This is a genomic window from Sporosarcina siberiensis (genome assembly GCF_042681925.1).
Classification (GTDB): Bacteria; Bacillota; Bacilli; order Bacillales_A; family Planococcaceae; genus Sporosarcina; species Sporosarcina siberiensis.
On record NZ_JBHUGI010000006.1, the window covers coordinates 67,729 to 92,632 of the forward strand.

Here is a 24,904-nt window from a genome sequence, read left to right on the forward strand (position 1 = left end):
CGTTTTGTTTCGAAATACGAGTTTATTTACAAGGGTAGGAGGAGAAGATTTTGGCTGTCACAATCTATGATGTTGCAAGAGAAGCGAACGTTTCAATGGCTACAGTATCTCGAGTTGTTAATGATAATCAGAATGTCAAACCTTCAACAAGGAAAAAAGTCCTTGAATGTATCGAGCGACTTGGTTATAGACCGAACGCAGTTGCGAGGGGATTGGCTAGTAAAAAAACTACGACAATCGGGGTTATAGTTCCTGATATATCGAACAGTTTTTACGCGGAACTTTCTCGAGGTATTGCTGATGTAGCAACAATGTACGAATACAACATAATTCTATCAAACTCTGATAAAAGAGCCGACAGGGAAGTTGAGTTACTTGTAGATCATTTCGGTAAACAAGTAGACGGCCTGATTTTTATGAGTGATTCCATTTCGGAAGAGGCTCGGAAAGAAATGTCAATAGCTTCGGTTCCGGTAGTATTAGCAGGAACGTTAGACCAACAAAGTCAATTTGCCACGGTGAATATTGACTATGAGGAAGCTGCTTATGAAGCTGTAAAACTTCTTGCGTCAAATGGTCATAAGCGAATTATATTTGTTACAGGGACTCTTACGAAAGATATTAACAGAGAATGTAAAAAAGTAGGATATGAACGGGCTTTAAAGGATGCAGGCATAGAATTAGATGATGAGTTGGTTTTTGAAATTGACAACACATACGATAGTGCCTACGAAAGCTGGAAACAGATTCGTACGTTTTCAGACAGGCCAACTGCAATATTTGCGGGTAATGACGATATTGCCGTCGGTTTGTTAAATGGTATACGAGATGATGGACTTTTAGTGCCTGATGATTTCGAAATCATTTGCTTTGAGCATTCTAATATTACAAGAATTGTTCGTCCTCAACTTACAACCGTTGCGGTACCCTTGTATGACTTGGGTGCAGTTGCAATGAGACTCCTTACTAAATTAATGAGCGATGAGGAAGTTGAAGAGCATAAGGTTATCCTTCCATTTAGATTTGAAAAACGCGATTCAGTAAAGTAAATGGGTGTAATGATGGAATAAACAAACGGGACTTGCCCCTTTAAATGGGGGCAAGTCCCGTTTGTTTTTATACACTAGTTTCGTTTCGTATGATGCGTAGACTTTGGCCCAGCATTTGTTCATTTTTCTCAGTTATTTCTGCTTTTCTCGGAATAGGCTCATACAATGGGCTAGGATCTTCCCACGTTTGAATTAGAGGTACAGGAGACTGTTCTTGCCACTTAGTTAGCCATTCTTCCGGTAGTAAACCAGAAGGGGCTTCCTGACCTTTCATTGCTAACCAAATATGTGCCCAAGCGCGAGGGACCACACGCCAAATGTCATACCCGCCACCCCCAACAGCAATCCAGCGTCCATTGCAATATTTGTCTGCGATATCACGAGCAATTCGAGGAATTTGTTCGAAAATATTCATTGTTCCATATAAATGAGTCAACGGGTCAAAATAATGTGCATCTGCACCATTTTGAGTCAGGATTACATCGGGTTTAAAATGCTCAGCTATTTCTTCTATAGCAGTTATATAAATATGGAGAAAAGATTCATCTTCAGTAAAAGCATCGATTGGGAAATTAAAAGAGGTACCATAACCTGGCCCGTTACCACGTTCGGTAATTTTTCCAGTTCCAGGGAATAAATACCGACCTGTTTCATGAATCGATAATGTACAAACTGTGGGATCATCGTAAAAACTCCATTGCACGCCGTCCCCGTGATGCGCGTCTGTGTCTATATAAAGTACTCTGGCCCCGTACTTCTTTTGCAAATATTTAATGGCAACAGAACTATCATTGTAAACGCAAAAACCAGAAGCCTTACCTTTAAATCCGTGGTGAAGACCGCCTCCAAGATTAACAGCGTATTTTGAATGGCCTTGCATCACTTCATCTACTGCCGTTAATGTACCTCCGACTAACATTGCACTTGCCTCATGCATATTTGGGAAGATAGGTGTATCCTCTGTCCCAATGCCGTAGATTTCACTGACTTCCTTATTTATATGACCTTTTCCAGCTTGTTTAACTATTTGTATGAACTTTGAGTCATGCGCTAACAGTAGTTCTTCATCCGTTGCCATTCTTGGAGGAAGAATATCACTCTCTTTAATTGCACCTAGTTTAGTTAATAAATCCAGTGTTAATGTAATTCTTTTTTGATTAAAAGGGTGGGACTCCGAAAAAGAATAATCGAGTTGCTCTTTTGAATAAATAAAAACAGCATCTTTTTTCATATGTCAATTCCTGGAACATTTGGCCATAAAACTTCAAAGCCTTCCGATCTAAGTGCGTCAATTACGCTTAGAGGATTCATTGTTTTAATTCGTATCACTAGAATTTTATTTTTCGGATTTTCTTTATCAGGATAAACAAGCACACTTAGTACATTCAGTTTCTGGTCATGTAAAACTTTGGATACTTCAAAAAGAATACCAGGAATATCAGGGACTCGTACTTCTATTTGTGAGCCAGGCTGATGAGCGCCTGTCAGTTCAATATATTTATAAAGCAAATCAGTTTCAGTTATAATTCCAACAAGTTTGTTATTAGACACAATTGGCAACGCGCCGATCTTATTTTCATAAAATATCACTGCCGATTCCTCTACAAAATCCATAGGGTGTCCAATTATTGGGTTTTTGGTCATTATATCACCCAATAATAGTTTAAATATGTCGAGTTCTTTATTTTCGGAGAATACGGATGGAACCGCTTCCTTTAAGTCGCGATCAGTTAATATACCAACTACTTTACCTTCACTAGAAACAATGGGGAGGTGGCGAACCTTTTTTTCACTCATAATGCTCAGTGCATCTTTAATAGTATTTTCAGGTGAAAGTGTAACAACGGACCTGTTCATAATTTCTTCGATTAACATTATAAAAACCTCCATTATTTAGTTCAATATATATAACGGTTCATAAAACGTAAACGATCGAATTGTTGGACTGAATCTTGTGAGACTCTATTACCAATTCTAGCCATGAGACAGTTGGCTGGATGAGAACTTATTTCCGGGTCGTCGGTAGCGAAATATTCAAGTCCCCCAGCATTCATCATTTTCTCCATTACTTTTCGATATTCCCATACATTTAACTGTGTTCCTTTTAAATCCCAATGCCAGTAATATTCGGTTGTTAAAATAATATAGTCTTCCATGGCATCGTCCATCATAGATACTTTTAAAATGGCCTTTCCGACTCCGCCTCCACGGAATTTGGGAATGACTTCAATAGCTCCAAGTTCAATAAGGTTTTCCATGTTGCCTTCAGACCATCGTTCTAGTGGATCTGGATATATGTATGTGGCGTAACCCACAATCTCATTTCCATTTCTTGCAATAATGATTCGGCCCTCTGGCAGTCCAGCAATTTTGACAAGTGCTTTATGCTGTTGGTTTGGAATTCTAAATGCAGTTAAATGTTCATGAAATTCAAGTTTTGCCATTTCGTCTTGTGAAATGGGGCCTTCAACAATAATATTCCCATTCTTATGTTTGATTTCCATCGCATTATATGTTTTTACATGGTCCATAATTTCCACCGCCTCACTAGTAGATGCTCATATTGTCAGTATACAACAAATCCTTTATTGGAAATAGAAATAGCCTATCCAAAAACGTTAGTAAGTATTTGGATAGGCTATTAAATTACTCCTCGTCGACCTCTTCTTCAGGTGGCGTAGGGTTTACCTCTTCTTCAGAAGAAGGTGGAGGTACTATTTCCTCAACTGGAGGATTGACTGGTTCCTCGGTTTCTGGAGGAGTTACTTCTATAACTTCTTCTTCTATCTTGATTTGAACAATATTAGAGGGTGCAGATTGTCGTCCGGTTATATCAACTGCGCGTACAAAATAAGAGCCGGCACCAATGTTGTATGAATTAGAATCGCTGTCAGTAATCGTTGAAACTAATGAGCTTGATCCATTATCTACTCTATACACATAATACCCAATAACATCACTGGAGGCAGAATTTCCCCATGTCATCGTTGTATTATTTAAGGAAGCTGAAACTGCAGCAGGAGCAGCATCGTCTGGAACAAAAGATTTTCCCGCAACTACATTATTAGCAAACCCTGAATTATTGGGGAATAAATATGCTGGATCCCCACCAAATGGTGAGAAAATACGGTCAATAAACTTTTGGTTCAGTCCAATTCCACCAGCTCTGATGAATGCAGAAGGTGTTTCTGCAAGTGCACTGTATTTTACGCCGTTCATTAACACATATGATGAAGATATTAGACTATCATCTTCTTGAGTTGGTAAAAACACTTTAGAATTAAATAGATCTGTTCTTATTAGGCCGGCATTTGTACATGCAAGCGATGGTGCAAGACCAGAGATTCCACAAAATGATCGGCTTACAACGCCATCTGGTTTTTGAAATTTGGATTCGGCCTTAACAATTTCTGGTGACGATCTATTCATTCCGTTCATCAGCTCGGCAAATAATAAATTCACTCTGGTACTAGGCTGACCGTATCGGTTTGATGCGGTGTCGAGGGTTGTTAGCCGAGACTTATAACCAAGCCATACCCCAAGAGAAATATTTGGATTATATCCGACAAGCCATACATCACCAAATCCTTGAGTAGTACCTGTTTTTGCAGCTAGGTCAATATTGAAATTCAAGTTTTTCTTCATTAATTGTCCAGTTCCACGAGGTCCTGTAAGCACATCATGTAACATGTCGGTTACTATGTAGGCTGTTTCAGGACTGAAAACATCAACAGGCTCTACCTTATGTTCAAAAATGATGTTACCATTCATGTCTTCAATCTTTTCAATCATATATGAATCAATGAACTGTCCATCATTTGCCAATGTGGAAAATGCATTTGTATTCTCTTCAACGGATGCATCTATTGTACCTAAAGCAACTGCTAGTGATCCATAATGAGCAGGCGTTACTTGAGAAAATCCCATCTTCTTTAAAAAATCGACGGGCTTCCTATCAATTATTTTTTCATAAAGTCGTGTTGCAGCAACGTTTTGAGATGAAGCAAGTGCTTGACGTGCTGAAATCAGACCCATTTGTTCATTTGTGATGAAATTTTTCGGAGAATATTTTACCCCGCCATATTTAGTTGTTTCATACCAAACGTCAGCAATAGGGCTACCTGCACTGACTTCACCATACTCGATTGCTGGCGCATAGACGAGTAGTGGCTTCATAGAGGAACCATTCGGACGAAAAGCTTGTGTAGAATGGTTCAAGTTCTCGATTTCATAGTCTCGTCCACCAATAAATGCCAAAATCTTTCCAGTGCTGTTTTCGATTGCAACGCTCCCAACTTGTACTGGATTTAATACTTCTTTGTCTTCGCCAGTATCAGGATCTTTTTCAATTGCAACGAATGTATGGCCGTAGTTTTTAAATTCATTGCTAATCTTTTGGAATTCGTCATACATTTCTTTATTGATAGTAGAATGAATCCTATAGCCATCTACTCTCATCGATCGTTGAGCCAAGATAGTATATTTCTCCTCGATTTTCTTTTCCTCTTCAAATCTGTTTGGATCAACACCGTCTTTTTCAGCAAGAACCTTTGCGAGTATTTCAATTGTACGATTTTGAATTTCTTGAGTTAGAAATGGATAACGTTCATTTGCACGTTGTGTTGGTTCTCGAAAATCTTGTGTGATGTCATATGCAATGGCCTCGTTATATTGTTGCTCCGAAATATAACCTGTTTCTTTCATTCTAAAAAGAACGGTCATCATTCGATTGATGCCTGGTTTTAAGTTTTCAGGTTCTTTTTGACCGAGATTGCTACTATAAAAAGGCGTATAAGCGAAAGGAGCTTGTGGGATACCTGCAATGTAGGCGGCTTGAGGTAAAGTTAAATCCTTTGCCTTTACATTGAATATGCCTTCAGCGGCCGTTTCGATACCTGCTATATTTTGCCCTACAGAGTTCCTACCATAAGGAATAATATTCAGATAAGCTTCTAAGATTTCCTCTTTTTTCATAAACTTTTCAAGACGCATAGCAAGAAGTATTTCTTTAGCTTTTCGTTCGTAAGAAACTTCGTTCGTCAATATCTGAATTTTAATAAGTTGTTGAGTCAGTGTCGAACCGCCAGTTTGAGTGTCAGAGTTCGTGACGTCTTGTAATAGACCTCGGAATATTGCCTTAGGAACAATTCCTGTATGCGATTCGAAATACTCGTCCTCTGTCGCTAAGACTGCATCGATAACATGTTGTGAAACATCTTTCAGTTTCACTTCTTTTCGCTCTATGTCTGAATTGACTTTACCGAGATAGACACCATCAGCTAAATAAAGTTCTGAGGTTTCTTCATAGGATAGAATCGTGTTGCGCATTTCTTGTTCTGAACGCAAGGGTTCTTTTGCTACTAGTGATGCAAAATACCCCGCACCAATAGAGCCTGCGAAGATAAATACTGTAACACCAATAATAATAAAGAGTAAAAATAAATTCCAAATAACACCGGATGTAATACGTAAGCCTTTAGCCCACTTCGTTTGTGCTAATGCATCAATTTTCTCTTCTATAAGTTTAATAGGTTTTTTGTTCTGTTCACTCAAGTCACATGACCTCCTTAAATCTATCCCATTATAGCATATTCTTTCATAGAGAATCATTAAACATTGATGGTTAAAATCAAGTATATGTTACTTGTAACTTAGGATGTAACGGACTCTATTGGTATGTGTGGTTTTCAGAATTCGACACCTGTGATTTGCGTTGCGTAGTTTTTCATAAACGTTGCGAAGTTTCAAGAAAACGTTGTAGACCTCCGAATTTGCTTTCTTTTCGTATGATTAGTTCAATGTTAAATAGTTTATCTACTCATTTTGATTGACAACTTCAAATTACTGTATATAATTGTCCATATACATAAAGTTTTTACATGATGAAGTAGTCGAAGTAGTGTAGATAGTGCCGTTATAGAGAGACAGTGGTTGGTGGAAACTGTTCGGGATATCTAACATGAATTACAGCTATTGAATGTGACGTATGCGCTGCGATAAAGCGTTTGAGCGGAGAATTGTATTCTCAAGCTGGGTGGTACCGCGTTAATATATTAATTAGCGTCCCTGCATGATTTTTTTAAAAAATCGTGTAGGGACTTTTTTGATTTTATTTGAGGAGGAATTGGAATGGAAAACGTATTATTAGAAGATTTAAAATGGAGAGGTTTATTGTACCAACAGACAGATGAGGAAGGTCTTAAAAAACAATTAAATGAAAAGAAAATATCTTTGTATTGTGGAGTAGATCCTACAGCGGATAGTATGCACATCGGTCATATTGTTCCACTTCTTACATTGCGAAGATTCCAACAACATGGCCATCAACCAATATTGTTGGTTGGAGGAGCAACTGGAATGATTGGTGATCCGTCTGGCCGATCTGAAGAAAGACAACTTCAAACAACTGAACAAATAGATCAAAACGTTTTGGGAATCAAAAAGCAAATGGAACAAATCTTTGATTTTAATTCTGAAAATGGTGCCAAGATGGTCAATAATAACGACTGGATTGGATCTATGAGCATCATTGAATATTTAAGGGATTACGGAAAGCTATTAAGTGTAAACTACATGCTCGCAAAGGATAACGTTGCATCACGTCTAGAGGGTGGAATTTCATTTACTGAGTTTTCTTATATGCTAATTCAAGCAATTGACTTTAACCATCTGTACGACAACTACAATTGCCGTGTACAAATCGGTGGTTCAGATCAGTGGGGAAATATTACCACGGGACTAGAAGTTATACGGAAAATGCATGATGAAGAAACGAAAGCTTTCGGAATAACGATTCCACTTGTCACAAAAGCAGACGGTACGAAGTTTGGTAAAAGTGCTGGTGGAGCAATATGGCTTGATGCTGCAAAAACATCTCCATATGAGTTTTACCAATTTTGGATTAATACTGCCGATGCAGACGTCATTAAATACATGAAAATATTTACGTTTTTAGATCGTGAAGTCATTGAGGCTTACGAAGTGACAGTTCAAGGAGAACCTCATTTACGTAAGGGACAGATTGCTCTTGCTGATGAAATGACTAGACTTATTCATGGACAAGACGCACTTGATCAAGCGATTAGGATTTCAAAAGCGCTGTTTAGTGGTGATTTGAAAGCATTATCTGTGAATGAAATGAAAGATGCATTTAAGGATGTACCCACATTTGAAATGAATAAAGAAAATAAAAATATTGTTGATTTTATTGTGGAATCAGGTGTGTCATCATCGAAACGACAAGCTCGTGAAGATGTGACAAATGGTGCGATTTCATTAAATGGGGAACGAGTGACGGACACGGCATATGAAGTAGGTAGTGCTGACCGACTTGAAGACGCATTTACAATTGTACGTAGAGGTAAGAAAAGTTATAAAATGATTAAATTTATTTAAACAATATATTCATGAAAAATATACATAAAAGGCGGTTAACCCTAAAAAGGTTGACCGCCTTTATGTATTGTCGGAAATATAAAGCTTCTTATAGTCGTAATGAAATTCATGATTATTTTGTTTCCAAAGAAAGTTGGCTGTGTATTTAAGTTAATGTGCACATATATTTTATTGATTTTAATACAATTCAAATTTGAAAAAAACTCCAATAAACTCGCAAATTAGAATACTGATTGTTAAAGTAATGTTAGAAACTAATTATCAGGTAACCAAACGGCATTCAAATAGGAGGAGTTAGTATGAAAGCATCGTTTCTTACAGACGAACATGACATGTTTCGTGAAGCATTACGGCGAATGTTAGATAAGGAAGCATATCCTCACTATGAAACATGGGAAAAGCAAAAAGAAATCCCTAGAGAGTTTTGGTTGAAACTTGGTGAAAGCGGTTTCTTATTGCCGTGGGTGGAAGAAAAATATGGTGGATTGGAGCTCGACTTTTCCTACTCTATGATTCTAACCGAAGAGTTGGAGAAGGTTGGAGTAGGTTTGGCAAGTGGGGTTTGTCTTCACTCCGATATTGTAAGTCCATATATCCATGCACTTGGAACTGAGAAGCAAAAACTAAAATGGTTGCCCAAAAGTGTAACAGGAGAATTTATTTCTGCGGTTGCCATGACAGAGCCAGGTGCAGGATCGGATTTAGCTGGGATTCGAACGACCGCACGTAAAGAAGGAGATTTCTACATTTTAAATGGTGAAAAAACATTCATTACAAATGGATTGAATGCAGATTATGTCGTTGTCGTTTGCAAGACTGATACGAAGGCGGTACCAGCATATCGTGGTATTTCCTTACTTGTTGTTGAAGAAGGCACACCAGGCTTCAGACGAGGAAAAAAACTTGATAAAATTGGCATGCATTCTAGCGATACATGCGAGCTCATATTTGAAGATGCAAAAGTTCCTGTTGAAAATCTTCTGGGGGAAGAAGGAAAAGGTTTTTATTATTTGATGGAACAACTGCAACAAGAGCGTTTAGTGGTAGCACTTCAAGTTCAAGTAGAAGCTGAGGAAATGCTAAGAATTACAATTGATTACGTAAAAGAGAGGGAAGCATTTGGTAGTCGAATTGCAGACTTCCAAAACACACAATTTAAAATAGCAGAAATGGCAACTGAAATTGATATTGGGCGTACGTACGTGAATACATTAACAGGGAAACATATTCTAGGGGACGATATTGTAAAAGAAGTATCTATGGCGAAGTGGTGGATCAGTGAAATGGCTAAGCGAGTTGCATCTGAATGTCTACAGCTTCATGGAGGATATGGATACATTGAGGAATATGAAATTGCACGTAGATATAGAGATATTGCTGTCACATCCATTTATGCAGGAACTACTGAAATTATGAAAGGCATTATAGCCAAAAAGATTTTAGAGGATTGAAGAATATGAATCTCTTCGAGCGGAAAGTATTGGTGAAAGAAGAGTAGTTATTATTCAGAAATAGAAGTAAAGGAAGGGGAAATAGGCTTATGAGAAATGTATATATTATCGATGGAGCACGAACAGCTTTCACTGAATTTGGAGGATCTTTTGCAAAAGTTGATGCAACGACTCTTGGAACAGCAACTGCTATCGAAGCACTGAAGCGTTCGAATGTACAACCTGAACAAGTAGATCATGTAATTTATGGGAATGTCATTCATACAGGAAAGAATGCATCCTATCTATCTCGACATATTGGTCTAAATGCAGGCGTTCCGCAAGAAGTTCCAGCACTCACATTGAATCGTTTATGTGGTTCTGGTATGCAAGCTGTTGTAACTGCTGCTCAATCAATCATGCTAGATGAAGCAAATATTGTTCTAGCAGGTGGTGCTGAAAACATGTCGCAATCACCGTATTCTAATTTCGAACAAAGGTTCAGTGGATCGAAGTTGGGGAACCTTCAATTTGAAGATATGTTGCAAGCGACATTGGTCGATCAGTATACCGGAAGTGGAATGGGTATGACAGCTGAAAAACTGGCAGATCAATATTCAATTTCAAGAGAAGAACAAGATGCTTTTGCAATCGAATCGAACCAACGAGCGTCGCAAGCGGTTGAAAGTGGTTTTTTTGCGAAAGAGATTGTAGCAGTAGAAGTGAAGACGCGTAAAGGTACAGTACTTGTTGAAAAAGATGAGCATATTAAAGCAGATATTAAAAAGGAAGTAATGGCAAAACTTCGCCCGGCTTTTAAAAAAGATGGGTCGGTTACTGCTGGAAATGCTTCAGGTATTAATGATGGGGCGGCATCCCTTGTCGTTGCAAGTGAAAAAGCAGTAAAGGAACACGGACTACAACCAATCGCGCGCATTGTTTCATGGGGGATTGTTGGTGTAGATCCTACAGTTATGGGGATTGGACCCGTACCTGCAATTAGACAAGCATTAGAACGGGCGAATTTGACAATTGAAGATATGGATATCGTTGAAATAAATGAAGCATTTGCAGCTCAATACTTATCTGTTGAAAAAGAATTAGGCTTGGATCGTTCTAAAACAAATGTAAATGGTGGGGCAATTGCTCTTGGACATCCGGTCGGAGCAAGTGGTGCAAGAATAATACTCTCTGCCGCATATGAATTGAAGCGCCGTAATGCAAAATATGCAGTTGCAAGTTTATGTATCGGTGGTGGGCAAGGAATCGCAATTGTGATCGCGAATGATTAAAAAGAAGTGAAATTTCTGATGAAATCATTTGGTGTACCAGAAACATCAAAAACGAAGGAAGGGCATCAATTAAGAACATCTGTAGTTGGAGCAGGTACAATTGGGAATGGAATTACCCAACTGGTTCACTTGCATGACCACTTTTAATAGGGCTTGATACAATGCTTTTTGTAACAGAAACCTTATAAAAAATTAATTTATATTCATCCCATTTCAGATAAGAGTACAATAGTTCTAACACAATTCATGTAGTTAGAATACTATACAGCTCAATTTCAAAAAAAGTTAAGGTCTGTCCTATACGAATAATTAATACCATAATGTAGGACAGCCATTTTTAACTTATTTATCGCTTAGTGCTTTCTCGAGCGTTCGAATATTGTAGTTCATTAACGAAAAGTAGTCTTCTTTATTTTCCACGTCATCAACCGTCAATACTCCGAGATTATGAAGCATAAGTGATTCGGCTCCGATTTCTTTGCGTATTACTTCAGTTAGCTTTGAGGACACGTTTTGTTCGAAGAGAACATACTTCACATTTTGTTCTCTCGCGTACTCGACAAGGGATGTCAATTCTTTTTGAGAAGGCTCGCTTTGTGAATTCAAGCCAGCAATTGCAATTTGCTCAAGGCCATACGTTGTGGCTATATAGCCAAATGCAGCGTGTGAAACGAAAAAAGTTTTTATTGGTGCATTGGATGCCATATCTATAAAATCCCGATCAAGTTTAAGTAGATCATCCCGTAATTCTTCAAAATTTTTCTCGAAATAATCTTTTTTATCAGGAGCCAGTTCAATTAGTGCATCTTTAATTGAATAAGCAAGTGCATCACTCAAAATGGGGGACATCCATACATGTGGATCGAAGTCGTCGTTATCGTGTTCGTGACCTTCATCAAGATGCTCCCCACCAAGCATTTCTTCCGTAATTGCATCAGATGTGGCAACCATTTTAACACGTTCATTTTTCAGTGTATTCTCAGCATTTTCTACAAATCCTTCAAGACCAAGTCCAATATAAAAGAATAAATCCGAGTCGGCAAGAGTCATCATTTCTTTTTGTGTAGGCTCGAAAGTATGTTCCTCTGCCCCTGTTGGATAGATAGATTTCACATCTACATAATTGCCGCCAATTCGTTCTGTAAAGTATTGGAGTGGGTATACGGTTGTGTAAACGGTTAGTTGATCCTCGCTCTTTTTCTCATTCCCAATATTGTTACAAGCTGCAAGCAGTACCATTGTGAATAATGAAACAATGATAACTAGTTTTTTATTCATTAAATAAAAACCACCCTTTCTCAAATAGTAATCATTACGGTTTGTATCATTAACATTTTTTATCATATAAGAAAAGCAACCATTTTACAACTAAAAAATGAATCGAATGGCCACTATAATTTATGCAAAGCTTTTGCATAAATTAAAGATATAATATTAGGGACACTAAGCGGTTTATCCTTAACAAGGATGACCCCGAACTTCAATAAACAATTGGAATGCAGTAAGTAAACGGTTATCACAATTTATGGAATCCGGTGGTGTTTAAGGTTGAAGAGATTCTGCAATGTTTTGAAAATAATAGTTTAATCGCTGCTGGGATAAGTATCATTTTAAATATTAGTATTAGTATTTTGGGTTTTATACCGAGCATATTTATAACGGCGGCAAATATCGGTTTCTTCGGATTTGGAAAAGGGTTAATTCTATCAATTCTAGGAGAGGCATTGGGAGCAATGATAAGCTTTTACCTATATCGAAAAGGTATAAACAAAGTAAAAACTAAGATTTCTATTAACAATAAGTATTTAAGTAGACTACAGCAAACTAGAGGAAAGGAAGCTTTCTTACTGATTTTTGCAACCAGGGTATTCCCGTTTGTACCATCTGGTTTAGTTACTTTGGCAAGTGCAGGAAGTAGCGTTGGAATGTTGAACTTTTCGATGGCCAGTACACTTGGAAAAATACCTGCACTTGTTATAGAGGCATACTCTACTCAGCAAATCCTTTATTGGAATGGGCAGGGCAAAGTGATCTTAGGAATTTCATCTATTATCATTATTAGTATATTAATAAGAAAGAGTAATTCCAAATATAGCGGACTCTAGTTTGTTGTTCTATCGATATTCCTTTTTCGCTGTATTATATTGAAAACTAAAGGCTATTAAACGTAGTCTTCACCGGATGATGAATGAGGATAGGCATAATGAATTTTAGAAGAGGCAGTCCCAAGTAAAAACCGTTGGACTGCCTCTTCATTATTTTCGATAGATTAAATTATGTTTGCGAAAGAATGTATTGATCTCTAAGCAACATCCTTTTTCGAATAGAATCTTTAAATTTTGTTTCAGGGTTTAATCTGTTCCATATAACCTTTAATATCGTTTTCAGACATTTCTCCTGTTATAATCTTTACAATCTTGCCGTCTGGATTAATAAGAAGAGTGGTAGGCAGCGGTTTTACATTATACGTTTGCATTACACTTTTTGAAGTATCAATTAAGGTAGGGAAAACCATTCCGTATTGTTCAGCGAATGCTCGAACTTTCAAGTCAGATTCCGCGATGTTCACCGCTAATATTTGAACTCCTTGATCTTTATAAACTTGGTATTGTAGACCCATCGCAGGCATTTCCTTTTTACAAGGTGCACACCAAGTTCCCCAAAAGTTTAAGAAGACCCCTTGCCCTTTATATTTTGATAACTGATGACTTTCCCCATCCAAATCAATAAGTGCAAAGTCCGGGGCGATATCCCCAACTTGTAAAACCTCATATTTCTCTTTTGCCCAACTTGTGTATATTGTAAAGACAATAGCTGCTGCTAAAACTGCTAGTACGACTGCTCTCATGATTAAACGATTCTTTTTATTTTTCAACTATTGAACCCCCCTATTAATATTCTTCGGCGTCTAATACATACCCGAAATGTTGTTTTGTTTTGATTATACTAATGAGGTATCAAAAAAGTGTGCAGACACAAAGACGTCATGAATACATAAGGATTTCCAAATCGGAAACGTGTCTGCATATCTTTTCCACAATCTTTTTCTATACTAATTACAAGAGGTGGTTCATATGCATAAAATTTCGACAAAGTTAGCTGCTTATTTTATAACTGCCTTCCTTGTACTGGAAATAGTTCTTATGGTTTATTTACATCAAAATATCATTCACGCAAGAGTAGATGAAGAATATTCCCGTCTATTGGCGAGCGGATCTAATCATAGAAATGTTCTAGAAGACCATTATTCAGATGAAACGATTACTCATATTGTCTTAATGGAAGCTGGAAAAGATCGGGAAGTTATTATTACTGGATTGAACAATGAGATTATCCGCAGTTCAGATGAAGATGTTGAAACCTATTCCGCTTACCTTAGCTTAATTCGAAGTTCAGATATTCAAAATGATCAAATCCTTATACCTGAATGGAAAGATTCCCCGTATATTGTAAGTGCGCATCCATATGAAGTAGAAGGAGGGCAATCTGGATATGTTGTAATGTTTCAAAGTAGTCAGCCGATTGAGCGACTAGTTAGTAAACTAAACCAACACTTCGGATTGGCAGGTGGAGCAAGCATTGTTATCCTATTTATCATCTATACCATCCTATCTAAGTTTCTAACTCGACCTTTGATTCGAATGAAAGAAGCAACGGAGAAATTAAGTGAGGGGAAGTTCAATGTAAGTCTTCCAGCAATGGGAAATGATGAATTAGGAGAATTATCGATTGCAATCATGAAATTGGCAACGGATTTAGACAGGATAAAGAAAGAACGTAATGAGTTTCTTGCATCGGTCTCTCATGAACTTGGTACCCCTTTGACTTATTTAATAGGCTATTTGAAAGTAGCAATGAGAGAAGACCTGACAGAACTAGAAAGAAATCATTATTTACAAATTATTGCAGAAGAATCCAATCGTATGAAAGATCTTGTGAAAAACTTAATGGATTTAGCAAAAATGGATGAAATGACGTTTACTGTAACTAAAAGTGATTTTTCAGCCAAACAGTTTATGGAGGATATTCATCAACTCGTTTATCCATCATTTAAACTGAAGAAAATTGAGCTCAAGCTAATATGTAAAGAGGATTTTAAAATTCATGCGGATCCATTAAGGTTAGAACAGATTGCATTAAACCTTTTAGACAATGCTTTAAAGTACTCAGATGAGCTTACTACAGTAACGCTAGAAGTATCTAAAGAGAAACAATGTACAGTGATATCGGTCACGGATGAAGGGATCGGCATTCCACTTAATGAAATGGAATTGATTTTTGAGAAGTTATATAGAATTGAAAAGTCTCGTTCTAGAACTTTCGGTGGATCAGGCCTTGGACTTGCGATTGTGAAGGAACTTGTAGAGGCGCATGACGGAACGATTGATGTGAAAAGTGTAGTAGGTGGAGGAAGTACATTCACAGTTAAAATCTAAACAAATAAGGAGTCATGAAGATGCGGACGATTTTACTTATAGATGACGAGCAGAGGATGCTTGATTTAATTGAGTTGTTTTTAGTACCCCATGGTTTCAGATGTATAAAAGCAGATAATGGAAAAGATGGATTGGACCTATTAAAGAGAGAACAAATTCAACTTGTTTTGTTGGATGTTATGATGCCAAACATGGATGGTTGGGAAGTTTGTCGAGAAATACGCAAACTTTCTGATGTCCCAGTAATTATGCTTACAGCGCGGACAGATAAAAGGGATTTAGTAAAAGGTTTAGATAATGGTGCAGATGATTATATAACTAAACCATTCGATGAAGGGGAGCTGACGGCTAGAGTAAATGCAATACTACGTCGTTATCCTTTAGAAGAGGAAAAGTCTGGAAATGCAGTATATGGAGATTTTATATTGAACAGAGATTCCTATTCATTGCACTATAAAAAAAGGCAGGCACAGCTGACTTTAAAAGAATTTTACATTATCGAAGCTCTAATTACGCAGCCGAAGAGAACTTTTACGAGGGATCAGTTAATGCATGCGGCATGGGAATATAACACCTACACAGACATTCGAACTGTAGATTCCCATATACGAAATTTAAGAGATAAACTAAAAAATGCTGGATTTCCTAATGAAGAATTTTTGAAGACGGTGTGGGGAATTGGGTACAAATGGATTTAAAGGAGAAAGATGAATATGAAAAAATTTAAGTTACTTGTAGCATTACTATTGATGGTTGTTGTTATGGCGGCATGTAATAAGGAAAGTGAATCCTATTTATTTGAAGAAGTTAAAAATAGTGAATTTGAACATTTACATGGTCTAGGATATATAAATGGAGGACCAGACATTGTGATTTCAACGCATGATGGACTCTACGAATACGCTAATGGCGGATGGAAAGAAGCAAATAGTGAAAAGCATGATTATATGGGTTTTCAAGCTATACGTGATGGTTTTTTCTCGAGTGGTCATCCTGAATCTGGTTCCGATTATATGAATCCATTTGGTCTAGTGAAAAGTACAGACCGCGGTGCAAGTTTTGAAAAGTTAGCGTTCTACGGTGAAATTGATTTCCATTATCTTGCGGCAGGATATGACTCTAATGCAATTTATGTGATAAATGAAATGCCGACCAAAGAGATGTCAGATGGGCTTCATTATACGTTAGATGAAGGGGCAACCTGGGAAAAGGCTTCTATGAATGAATTCAATTCAGAATTCATCTCGAATTTAGCTGCCCATCCATCAGAGAAAGAGACGATTGTAATAGGGAGTAAAGACGGCATATTTATTTCAAAAGATTTTGGTGAAAAGTTCGAACGATTAAATGATACCAAAATGGTTATATTTGTTGCACTGACTGAAAATGGCGGATATTATGCGAGCTATGAGAATGACAAGACGGAACTTAAAACATTCACATTCGACAATGATCAGGAGAATTCCATTCAATTGCCGAACGAAGAAATAAATCCGATCGTTTTCATTGCAGTAAATCCAGACGATGATAAAGAGATTGTTATCGCAACGCATAATAACGATATTTATTTAACGAAGGATGAAGGTCTTAATTGGGATGAACTAGCAGTGAATGGCGAACTGGAGAACTAATATAAAGTAGGTGCTTACAATTATGTATGGATTGATGTCTAGAATGAGTGAGATAATTACGAATCCGGTTAATATTCTAATCAGTTCATTTGAACAATATCCTCTTGTAGTTGCGCTACTTTTGGGTTTAATGGGGGCTGTTGCTCCATGCCAACTCACAGGGAATATGAGTGCAATTACTTTATACGGAAATCGAACAATGCAAAAGAAGCATAATACGGGTGAAATTATTGCCTTTATAGCTGGGAAAGTTGTTGTATTTAGTGGTCTTGGATTATTCGTTTGGTTCCTAGGTGAATCATTCGAATTTGCATTGATAGACTTCTTTCCTGTATTTCGTAAAATAATAGGTCCGCTCGTGATCTTAACGGGACTTGTTTTACTAGGTGTTCTAAAGCTCGGCTTGCTTCAAAAGTTAACAAATTATATTCCGATGCGATTACAAAATGGAAAGCTTGGGTCTTTCTTATTAGGTGCTAGTTTCTCGTTAGCTTTTTGTCCGACGATGTTCGTTCTTTTCTTCCTATGGTTAATGCCACTTGTTGCAACTACTTCATATGGTTTGATATTGCCCGTTGTCTTTGGTATAGCAACATCTATCCCTCTTCTCATCCTTTTTTTTCTAATATGGTTCTTTGATGCGAAGCGACTCATTATGAAAACGAGCATGAAGATAGGAAGAATTGTGCAACGTTTGGCGGGAGCGATTCTAATTTTCATAGGAATCATTGATACAATCACTTATTGGGGAATTTGAATTTTAAAAGAAAAGTAGATTGTTTAAATTGCTCTTTGGAACTTTACAAAAAAGGAGTTTATATAGATGTTTGCGGATTTGAACTTGTTTCTTGCGTTTGGTGCTGGTTTTTTAAACTTTATTTCACCTTGCACACTGCCGTTATATCCAGCTTTTATATCCTATATAACGGGAATGTCGCTTGATGAAATGAACACGGATAAAAGGAAGTTTCGAAGAAGTGGAATCCTTCATACGATAGCGTTCCTAATCGGTTTTTCGGTTATCTTCATCTTTCTAGGATATAGCTCGTCGCTTGTCGGTACGTTTTTTTATCAGTACCAGGATTTACTCCGTCAAATAGGTGCGATATTTATTGTCATCTTCGGTTTGATGATTCTAGGTTTCTTTACACCTAAGTTTCTTATGAAAGAGAAGAAACTACAATTTAAAAATCGACCGGCCGGTTATTTAGGAACATTCCTTATAGGACTAGCATTTGCGGCAGGATGGACCCCGTGTACAGGACCAATCACGGGGGCTGTTTTTATGATGGCTGCATCAAATCCGGGTTCTGGAATGTGGTATATGCTTGTTTATGTCCTAGGTTTTGCAATTCCATTTTTCCTACTCTCCATGTTTATTACCCGTGTTAAGTGGATCCAAAAATACAACCGAACAATAACGAAGGTTGGAGGCTACCTAATGATTGCACTGGGTATACTCCTTTTCTTCGATGGTTTAACATACATTATTATATGGATCAGTCCATTTTTTGGAGGATTTATGGGATTCTAAAGGTGTTGTAAAAGGGCCAAAGACTTCTTTGATTCACTAATCGCATAAGAATCATTGCCCAAAGATGAACGCAAAAAAAGAATGTGGTCAATCATTCTGATTCCATAAAACAAGTCCGCAGTATTGTGCGGGCTTTTTCTATGGAATTATTTAGAATTGCAAAAGGAAAATACTTTAAAGACAAACGCATTAATTGAATCATTCACATACTTGTCTTATGGATTCCATTAATACTGCATATTTACTTAGTACAATTAAATATAGGAGAATTTATGGAGTCTTGATATAGTGCTATATGCTTTTAGCCATAAATATTTTAAATGATGGAGGAGTTAATTCAAGATGAGCAAAATTACATGCCAATGTGGTCACGACAACCCATTTGGTACAGTACTTTGTGAACGGTGTGGAAGACCACAAACTGAAGAAGCGAAAAATAGTAAACTTATCGATATGAGATACGAAGGATCTGCTAGAAGATCGCAAACATATAAAAGATCTATGATTGATAAAGTTTGGAACTTTTTCTCTAGTGTTAAAATAGGTGTTAGTATTATTATTGCAGTTCTTGCTACTTCAGCAATTGGAACTTTGTTTCCGCAAAAATTATTTGTTCCTGCTGTAAGGGAAGTGGATATAGCGGCCTATTATGAAAAGTATTATGGCACTGCCGGCGTTCTATATTATAAGCTTGGATTTTATGATATGTACAATAGCTGGTGGTTTATAACGCTAATTGGAATGCTCGGCATTTCCATCATCATTGCTAGCGTTGATAGGGTAGTGCCTTTATACAAATCCTTGAAAAAACAACGCACGAAGCGTCATGTCTCATTCATGAGAAGACAACGAATCTATGGTTTAGGTACAGTTGAAGATGCGGATAGGTCAATGGCTAAAGCAAAGGAGAAGCTTAAAGAGCTACGTTACAATGTGAAGTCGGAAGATGGAGCAACTTTAGCAGAAAAAGGTCGGTTTTCAAGGTGGGGTCCATATATCAACCATATTGGGCTGATCATCTTTCTCTTTGGTGTTCTCCTGCGAGGTCTACCAGGTTTTTACGTCGATGAACCACTTTGGCTACGTGAAGGGGAGACGCGTTCACTTCCTGGTGCACCAGGCTACTATTTAAAGAATAATGAATTCATTATTGAGACTTATTCCAAAGAAGAAGATGAGGTGTTTGGTCAGGCAATAGACCGTGTCGGAACAATCGTGAAAAATTACCAATCAGACGTCACGTTGTATACAGAAGTGGAAGGTGGACTTCCAGGTCAATCCGATCAGCTGGAATTTGTCAAAGATTATTCAATTATTGTCAACAAGCCGCTTAATTTTGATGGATTTAATGTGTTTCAAATGGATTATCGTCTTGATGAACTGAAGTCGATGACTTTCCAATTAACGGAAAAATCATCGGATACATCACTTGGTGAATTCACTGTTGATCTTATCAATCCCAAGCCAATCTATCGACTGGGAGAGAGTACATATGTGGAGTTGAAGGATTTTTATCCAGATTATGATGGTCTTGAAGATGGTAAACCGTCATCAAAGTCACCAATACCGAACAATCCTGCATTCATTTTCAAAATGGTGACACCAGCCAAACCAGACGGTGAAATGAGTTTTGTAGCGATACGCGAAACAGTTGAAACGGAAATGAATGATTACAAAGCAACGTTTGTCAGTGCTGAAACACGTAATGTCACCGGACTTGTAATTCGGAAAGACAAGACATTGTATATCTTGCTTCTCGGGGGAATTATTTTTATGATTGGTGTCGCTCAGGGGTCCTATTGGAATCATAGAAGGATATGGATTCAAAAAGGCGAAGGCAGTGAGCTATACCTCGCAGGGCATACAAATAAAAACTGGTTCGGCTTAAAAAAGGATCTTGATAAAGTGAAAGAATTTGCAAACTTGCCGCTTTACGAAGATAGGCAAGATTCTGAGTCTAGTTTGGATGAAGCGAAAGGGGACAACTCATAATGGAACTTGCGTCTTTAAGTGCTAATTTACTTCTTGTCTCGTTTGTCGCTTATCTCGTTGCGACGATGTTCTTCGGCGGGGCGGTAAAAGGTTCAAAATCGGAAGCTACGTATAATAATAGTCGGTGGGGAAATATTGCGATTGTTATTACAATCATCGGATTCGTTTCGCATTTGGGGTATTTTGTTATACGTTGGATTGCATCTGGACATGTTCCAGTAAGTAATATGTTTGAATTTACAACTGCATTTGGGATGATGATTGTAGGGGCATTCATCTTATTGTTTTTTCTTTACAGAACACCATCACTCGGCTTATTTGCTTTGCCACTTGCAGTCATTATTATTGGATATGCAAGCATGTTTCCAAGGGAGCTTTCACCGCTTATCCCGGCGTTACAAAGCTACTGGTTGACAGTTCACGTTATTACAGCTGCAATTGGTGAGGCAATTCTTGCAATCAGTGCTGTTGCTGGTGTGGTATTTCTATTGAAAAATGTCGATTTGACGAAAAAATCGAAACAACGTTTTTGGTTGGAATCGGTTATGTTCACACTAGTCCTGGTTGTGGGTTTCATTTTGTCTTCTTCTACGTTTGCCATTATGGGATATGAAGCAGAATTTACCTATATTACTCAAAATGAAACACAAGCTCAAATTGTATATAATTACCCTCCGTTGTTCGGTATGAATGAGTACGAATCGCTTACGCCGGCTAAAATGACACCACTTGCGGAAATGCCTGCAATCATCAACGGGAAGACATTAACAACGCTTGTTTGGTCAGTTGCAACGGGGATTGTGCTTTATTTGTTGCTTAGACTTATTTTACGTCGTCCAGTTGCAACATTGTTCCAACCATTTGCGAAAAAAGCGAATTCTCAGGTCATGGATGAAATCGGTTACCGATCCGTCTTAATTGGGTTCCCAGTATTCACACTGGGGGCACTAATTTTCGCAATGATTTGGGCACATGAAGCGTGGTCCAGATTTTGGGGATGGGATCCGAAAGAAGTGTGGGCACTTATTACATGGCTATTCTATGCAGCCTATCTTCATCTACGTTTATCCCGTGGATGGGAAGGCAAGAAATCGGCATGGCTGGCGGTCATAGGGTTCGTCATCATTATGTTCAATTTAATTGCGGTGAACTTGATTATTGCAGGCTTGCATTCATACGCGTAAGAAGTAACACCTACTACAAATCATCAAGAGGAAGAGGCTGATACATGCTTAATCTACTAGCAGTAAATCCTGTTGCATTTTCTCTAGGGTCGATTGAATTCCGTTGGTACGGAATTCTAATTGCGCTTGGCATTGTCCTTGCATTCATAGTCGTACAGAAGGAAATGGTGAAACGCGGTATGCATGCAGATTTCTTGTCTGATTTGCTCATATGGGCAGTCCCGGTTTCAATTATCAGCGCGCGGATTTATTATGTCATTTTCACTTGGGATTACTTTAAAGAAAACCCGGGGCAAATCATCCAGATTTAGGAGGGCGGTATCGCTATCCATGGTGCTCTGATTGGTGCTTTTATTACGACGTATATTTACACGAAGTGTTCTTGTTTTACCTCGTTTGGTATTCTATCGGACGTTTCTTCATCGAAGGAATGCGGACGGATAGCTTATATGTCGCCGGTGAACTCCGGGCGGCACAGCTTGTGTCCGTTATGACTATTGTAGTTGCGATTGCCATTTTTATTATCAGACGTTATATCCAGAAAACGAATGTGAATTACTACGATAAATAGAAATGAACTTTTGAAATTAGGCTTGCTTCAATGGGGAACAGGTTATATTATTACATGTAATTACACAATTGAATAAATAGCAAACAAAAACTCCATGGAGAACCTTCCCGTGGAGTTTTTGTTTCGGAAATTGTGATTACACCATCAAATTTTCAACAAACGTGCATTAATTGCTACGATAACGGTACTTAGAGACATTAAGATAGCACCGACTGCCGGACTTAGAACAATTCCGTAGTTATAGAGAACGCCAGCAGCTAGCGGGATTGCAAGAATATTATATCCAGCTGCCCACCATAAATTTTGCTTCATTTTGCGATAGGTTGCCTTTGATAGCTTTATCACATTTACAACATCAAGCGGATTGCTTTTGACAAGAACGACATCCGCTGTTTCGATGGCCACGTCAGTTCCAGCACCTACAGCAATACCTAGATGGGCTTTTGCAAGAGCGGGGGCATCGTTTACTCCGTCCCCAGTCATAGCAGTTCGAAGACCCTCAACTTCTTGGATATGCTCAATCTTTTCGGATTTCTCGTGTGGAAGTACTTCAGCAAAGATTTCTTCCATTCCGAGTTGTTCACCTATATAATGTGCCACTTGTAAATTATCACCTGTTAGCATGATAGATTTAATATTCATTTCTTTTAGTTTGTTGATAGCATCTATTGCCGTTTCGCGGACAATATCTGCAAGGGCGATCATACCGGCAAGTTTGTTGTCAATCAACGTGAATACGACAGTTTTTCCTTCCAATGACCACTTGTCAAATTGAACGTTATCAAATTCAAGATTTAACTCTTTTACATGGCCAGGACTGACGACTAAGACTTGTTTGCCATCTACCGTCCCTTCCAGACCTTTACCGGTCAATGATTGGAAGTTCTCCACTCGTTTAAGAGGGAGGCCCATTTCTTCGGCTTTCCTCGTTACTCCTTTTGCGAGAGGGTGTTGGGATTGAGCCTCGACTGCAGCCGAATAGGAAATAACATCCTCTTCACTGAAATCATTAGATGTGTAGATGTTTGTTACACCAAATTCACCTTTTGTAAGTGTTCCTGTTTTATCGAAAACAACGGCTTCAATATTTCGGGCGCCTTCAAAAGCTGCTCGATTTCGTATAAGAAGTCCATTTTTGGCTGCTATAGATGTTGAGACGGCGACTACTAGTGGAGCTGCCAGACCTAAAGCATGCGGACAGGCAATAATTAGCACGGTTACCATTCTTTCCATCGCGAATGATACGGGATATCCAAGTGAAATCCATACAACAAAAGTAAGAAGACCTGCAGCCAGCGCACCGTAGAATAACCACTTCGCGGCTCTATTGGCAAGATCTTGTGCCCGTGATTTCGATTCTTGTGCTTCCCTCACCAAAGTAATGACTTGCGAGAGGTAGGTTTCATTCCCTGTCTTCATGACAGTAATAACAAGTGCACCTTCACCGTTAATTGACCCTCCGATAGCCTCCAATCCAGCTTCTTTTTCGACTGGGACCGATTCACCTGTTAGCATCGATTCATCAATTGTTGATTTGCCTTCGTGTATCATTCCATCTACGGGCACTTTTTCGCCAGGCTTGACAAGTACACGATTTCCTTTTATCAACTCGGTTACATCAACTTCTGTTATATTCCCGTCATCATCCATCAGATGTGCTTCCGAGGGCATCAACTTTGCTAGCTCTTCCAAAGCTTTAGACGCACCCATTACAGAACGCATTTCAATCCAGTGACCGAGTAGCATAATATTAAGAAGTGTAGCCAGTTCCCAAAAGAAATCGTTTTCTGCAAAACCGAACACAGCAGCTGTGCTGTATACATAAGCCACGATAATAGCCAATGAAATCAGTGTCATCATGGCAGGGATTTTATCCTTTAGCTCATCTTTTGCACCTACAAGGAACGGCCATCCCCCATAAAAGAATATAAATGTTGATAGTGCGAATAAAATGTACATGTCTCCTGTGAAACGCCAGTCAACACTAAGAAACATTTGAATCATGGGTGACAGAATCAAAATAGGAACGGTCACAATCAATGATATAAAAAATCGCTTTTTAAAATCTTCTACCATATGTGCGTGATGATCATGGTGATTGTGGTGACCTTCATGAGACTGCGAAATTTCGTGAGTAAGATGTTCATCATTTTCATTATGATGGTCGTGTGAATGATTTGACATAGAATTTACTCCTCCCTCATTTATCCAGTTATAAGTATATCTTAAGTATACCTAGCAAATATGCAGGAACTATGCAGAGGCTTTGCGAGATTTATGTTCTTTTTATATTCAGAAAGGTGTGATTACCCCCAGATGCCAGTCATGTAGTTCACATATATTACATACCCTTATAAGGTATATAAACTTTCGTTGAAATATGGAAGCAT

General features: G+C 38.1%; 20 protein-coding genes, 1 pseudogene and 1 other annotated feature. Of the genes and pseudogenes, 14 read left to right on the forward strand and 7 right to left on the reverse strand.

Annotated elements, in window-relative coordinates; translation table 11 throughout:
* Positions 1-50: 50 nt before the first annotated feature.
* On the forward strand, positions 51-1,049 hold the full coding sequence (ccpA, locus tag ACFSFY_RS03315; RefSeq protein ID WP_381535745.1) for a catabolite control protein A: 999 nt from the start codon (positions 51-53) through the stop codon (positions 1,047-1,049).
* 67 nt (positions 1,050-1,116) lie between these two features.
* Here the strand turns inward: ccpA and ACFSFY_RS03320 are convergent, their stop codons facing one another.
* The 4 genes from ACFSFY_RS03320 to ACFSFY_RS03335 all read right to left on the reverse strand — a co-directional run bounded on the left by ACFSFY_RS03320 (position 1,117) and on the right by ACFSFY_RS03335 (position 6,602).
* Positions 1,117-2,280 carry an acetoin utilization protein AcuC gene (locus ACFSFY_RS03320; protein WP_381535746.1) on the reverse strand — a complete coding sequence of 388 codons (1,164 nt, stop codon included), beginning with the start codon at positions 2,278-2,280 and terminating at the stop codon, positions 1,117-1,119.
* Positions 2,277-2,924: an acetoin utilization AcuB family protein gene (locus tag ACFSFY_RS03325; RefSeq protein WP_381535747.1), complete on the reverse strand. Its 648-nt coding sequence runs from the start codon at positions 2,922-2,924 to the stop codon at positions 2,277-2,279. Before ACFSFY_RS03325 ends, ACFSFY_RS03320 begins: the two co-directional genes overlap by 4 nt.
* A 23-nt stretch (positions 2,925-2,947) precedes the next feature.
* On the reverse strand, positions 2,948-3,580 hold the full coding sequence (locus ACFSFY_RS03330; protein WP_381535748.1) for a GNAT family N-acetyltransferase: 633 nt from the start codon (positions 3,578-3,580) through the stop codon (positions 2,948-2,950).
* Between the two features lie 115 nt (positions 3,581-3,695).
* The gene (locus tag ACFSFY_RS03335) at positions 3,696-6,602 is read right to left on the reverse strand and encodes a transglycosylase domain-containing protein (RefSeq protein ID WP_381535749.1); all 2,907 of its coding nucleotides are present in this window, start codon (positions 6,600-6,602) and stop codon (positions 3,696-3,698) included.
* Positions 6,603-6,922: 320 nt separating this feature from the next.
* Positions 6,923-7,120 (forward strand) — a binding site (T-box leader).
* 58 nt (positions 7,121-7,178) lie between these two features.
* On the opposite strand from ACFSFY_RS03335, the gene tyrS reads away from it, so the two are divergent.
* From tyrS to ACFSFY_RS03355, 4 genes are all read left to right on the forward strand, one after another.
* Complete coding sequence (tyrS, locus tag ACFSFY_RS03340; protein WP_381535750.1) at positions 7,179-8,444, forward strand: tyrosine--tRNA ligase; 1,266 nt, start codon at positions 7,179-7,181, stop codon at positions 8,442-8,444.
* A gap of 299 nt (positions 8,445-8,743) precedes the next feature.
* On the forward strand, positions 8,744-9,895 hold the full coding sequence (locus ACFSFY_RS03345) for an acyl-CoA dehydrogenase family protein (RefSeq protein WP_381535751.1): 1,152 nt from the start codon (positions 8,744-8,746) through the stop codon (positions 9,893-9,895).
* Positions 9,896-9,984: 89 nt separating this feature from the next.
* Complete coding sequence (locus ACFSFY_RS03350; RefSeq protein ID WP_381535752.1) at positions 9,985-11,166, forward strand: acetyl-CoA C-acetyltransferase; 1,182 nt, start codon at positions 9,985-9,987, stop codon at positions 11,164-11,166.
* Positions 11,167-11,184: 18 nt separating this feature from the next.
* Positions 11,185-11,313 carry a hypothetical protein gene (locus ACFSFY_RS03355; protein WP_381535753.1) on the forward strand — a complete coding sequence of 43 codons (129 nt, stop codon included), beginning with the start codon at positions 11,185-11,187 and terminating at the stop codon, positions 11,311-11,313.
* A gap of 195 nt (positions 11,314-11,508) precedes the next feature.
* On the opposite strand, the gene ACFSFY_RS03360 is transcribed toward ACFSFY_RS03355, so the two are convergent.
* A complete protein-coding gene (locus ACFSFY_RS03360) occupies positions 11,509-12,444 on the reverse strand; it encodes a metal ABC transporter solute-binding protein, Zn/Mn family (protein ID WP_381535754.1) in 936 nt (311 codons plus the stop codon).
* Between the two features lie 260 nt (positions 12,445-12,704).
* Here ACFSFY_RS03360 and ACFSFY_RS03365 point away from each other — a divergent pair, with 260 nt between their 5' ends.
* Positions 12,705-13,271, forward strand: a complete 567-nt coding sequence (locus ACFSFY_RS03365) for a TVP38/TMEM64 family protein (protein ID WP_381535755.1) — start codon at positions 12,705-12,707, stop codon at positions 13,269-13,271.
* A 239-nt stretch (positions 13,272-13,510) separates the two neighbouring features.
* On the opposite strand, the gene resA is transcribed toward ACFSFY_RS03365, so the two are convergent.
* On the reverse strand, positions 13,511-14,041 hold the full coding sequence (gene resA / locus ACFSFY_RS03370; protein ID WP_381535756.1) for a thiol-disulfide oxidoreductase ResA: 531 nt from the start codon (positions 14,039-14,041) through the stop codon (positions 13,511-13,513).
* A gap of 199 nt (positions 14,042-14,240) precedes the next feature.
* On the opposite strand from resA, the gene ACFSFY_RS03375 reads away from it, so the two are divergent.
* The 8 genes and pseudogenes from ACFSFY_RS03375 to ACFSFY_RS03410 all read left to right on the forward strand — a co-directional run bounded on the left by ACFSFY_RS03375 (position 14,241) and on the right by ACFSFY_RS03410 (position 22,514).
* On the forward strand, positions 14,241-15,602 hold the full coding sequence (locus ACFSFY_RS03375; RefSeq protein WP_381535757.1) for a HAMP domain-containing sensor histidine kinase: 1,362 nt from the start codon (positions 14,241-14,243) through the stop codon (positions 15,600-15,602).
* Positions 15,603-15,622: 20 nt separating this feature from the next.
* Positions 15,623-16,300, forward strand: a complete 678-nt coding sequence (locus tag ACFSFY_RS03380) for a response regulator transcription factor (protein ID WP_381535758.1) — start codon at positions 15,623-15,625, stop codon at positions 16,298-16,300.
* Between the two features lie 15 nt (positions 16,301-16,315).
* Positions 16,316-17,233, forward strand: a complete 918-nt coding sequence (locus ACFSFY_RS03385; protein ID WP_381535759.1) for a F510_1955 family glycosylhydrolase — start codon at positions 16,316-16,318, stop codon at positions 17,231-17,233.
* 22 nt (positions 17,234-17,255) lie between these two features.
* Complete coding sequence (locus ACFSFY_RS03390) at positions 17,256-17,990, forward strand: urease accessory protein UreH domain-containing protein (RefSeq protein WP_381535760.1); 735 nt, start codon at positions 17,256-17,258, stop codon at positions 17,988-17,990.
* A 66-nt stretch (positions 17,991-18,056) separates the two neighbouring features.
* Positions 18,057-18,767, forward strand: a complete 711-nt coding sequence (locus tag ACFSFY_RS03395; RefSeq protein ID WP_381535761.1) for a cytochrome c biogenesis CcdA family protein — start codon at positions 18,057-18,059, stop codon at positions 18,765-18,767.
* A gap of 342 nt (positions 18,768-19,109) precedes the next feature.
* Positions 19,110-20,759, forward strand: coding sequence for a cytochrome c biogenesis protein ResB (gene resB / locus ACFSFY_RS03400; RefSeq protein ID WP_381535762.1), 1,650 nt, complete (start codon positions 19,110-19,112; stop codon positions 20,757-20,759).
* Positions 20,759-21,943 carry a c-type cytochrome biogenesis protein CcsB gene (gene ccsB / locus ACFSFY_RS03405; protein ID WP_381535763.1) on the forward strand — a complete coding sequence of 395 codons (1,185 nt, stop codon included), beginning with the start codon at positions 20,759-20,761 and terminating at the stop codon, positions 21,941-21,943. The genes resB and ccsB overlap by 1 nt, the downstream gene beginning before the upstream one ends.
* Before the next feature lie 44 nt (positions 21,944-21,987).
* Positions 21,988-22,514 (forward strand): annotated as a pseudogene (locus ACFSFY_RS03410) (prolipoprotein diacylglyceryl transferase family protein).
* Positions 22,515-22,658: 144 nt separating this feature from the next.
* Here ACFSFY_RS03410 and ACFSFY_RS03415 read toward each other — a convergent pair.
* On the reverse strand, positions 22,659-24,698 hold the full coding sequence (locus ACFSFY_RS03415; RefSeq protein WP_381535764.1) for a copper-translocating P-type ATPase: 2,040 nt from the start codon (positions 24,696-24,698) through the stop codon (positions 22,659-22,661).
* Between the last annotated feature and the right edge of the window lie 206 nt (positions 24,699-24,904).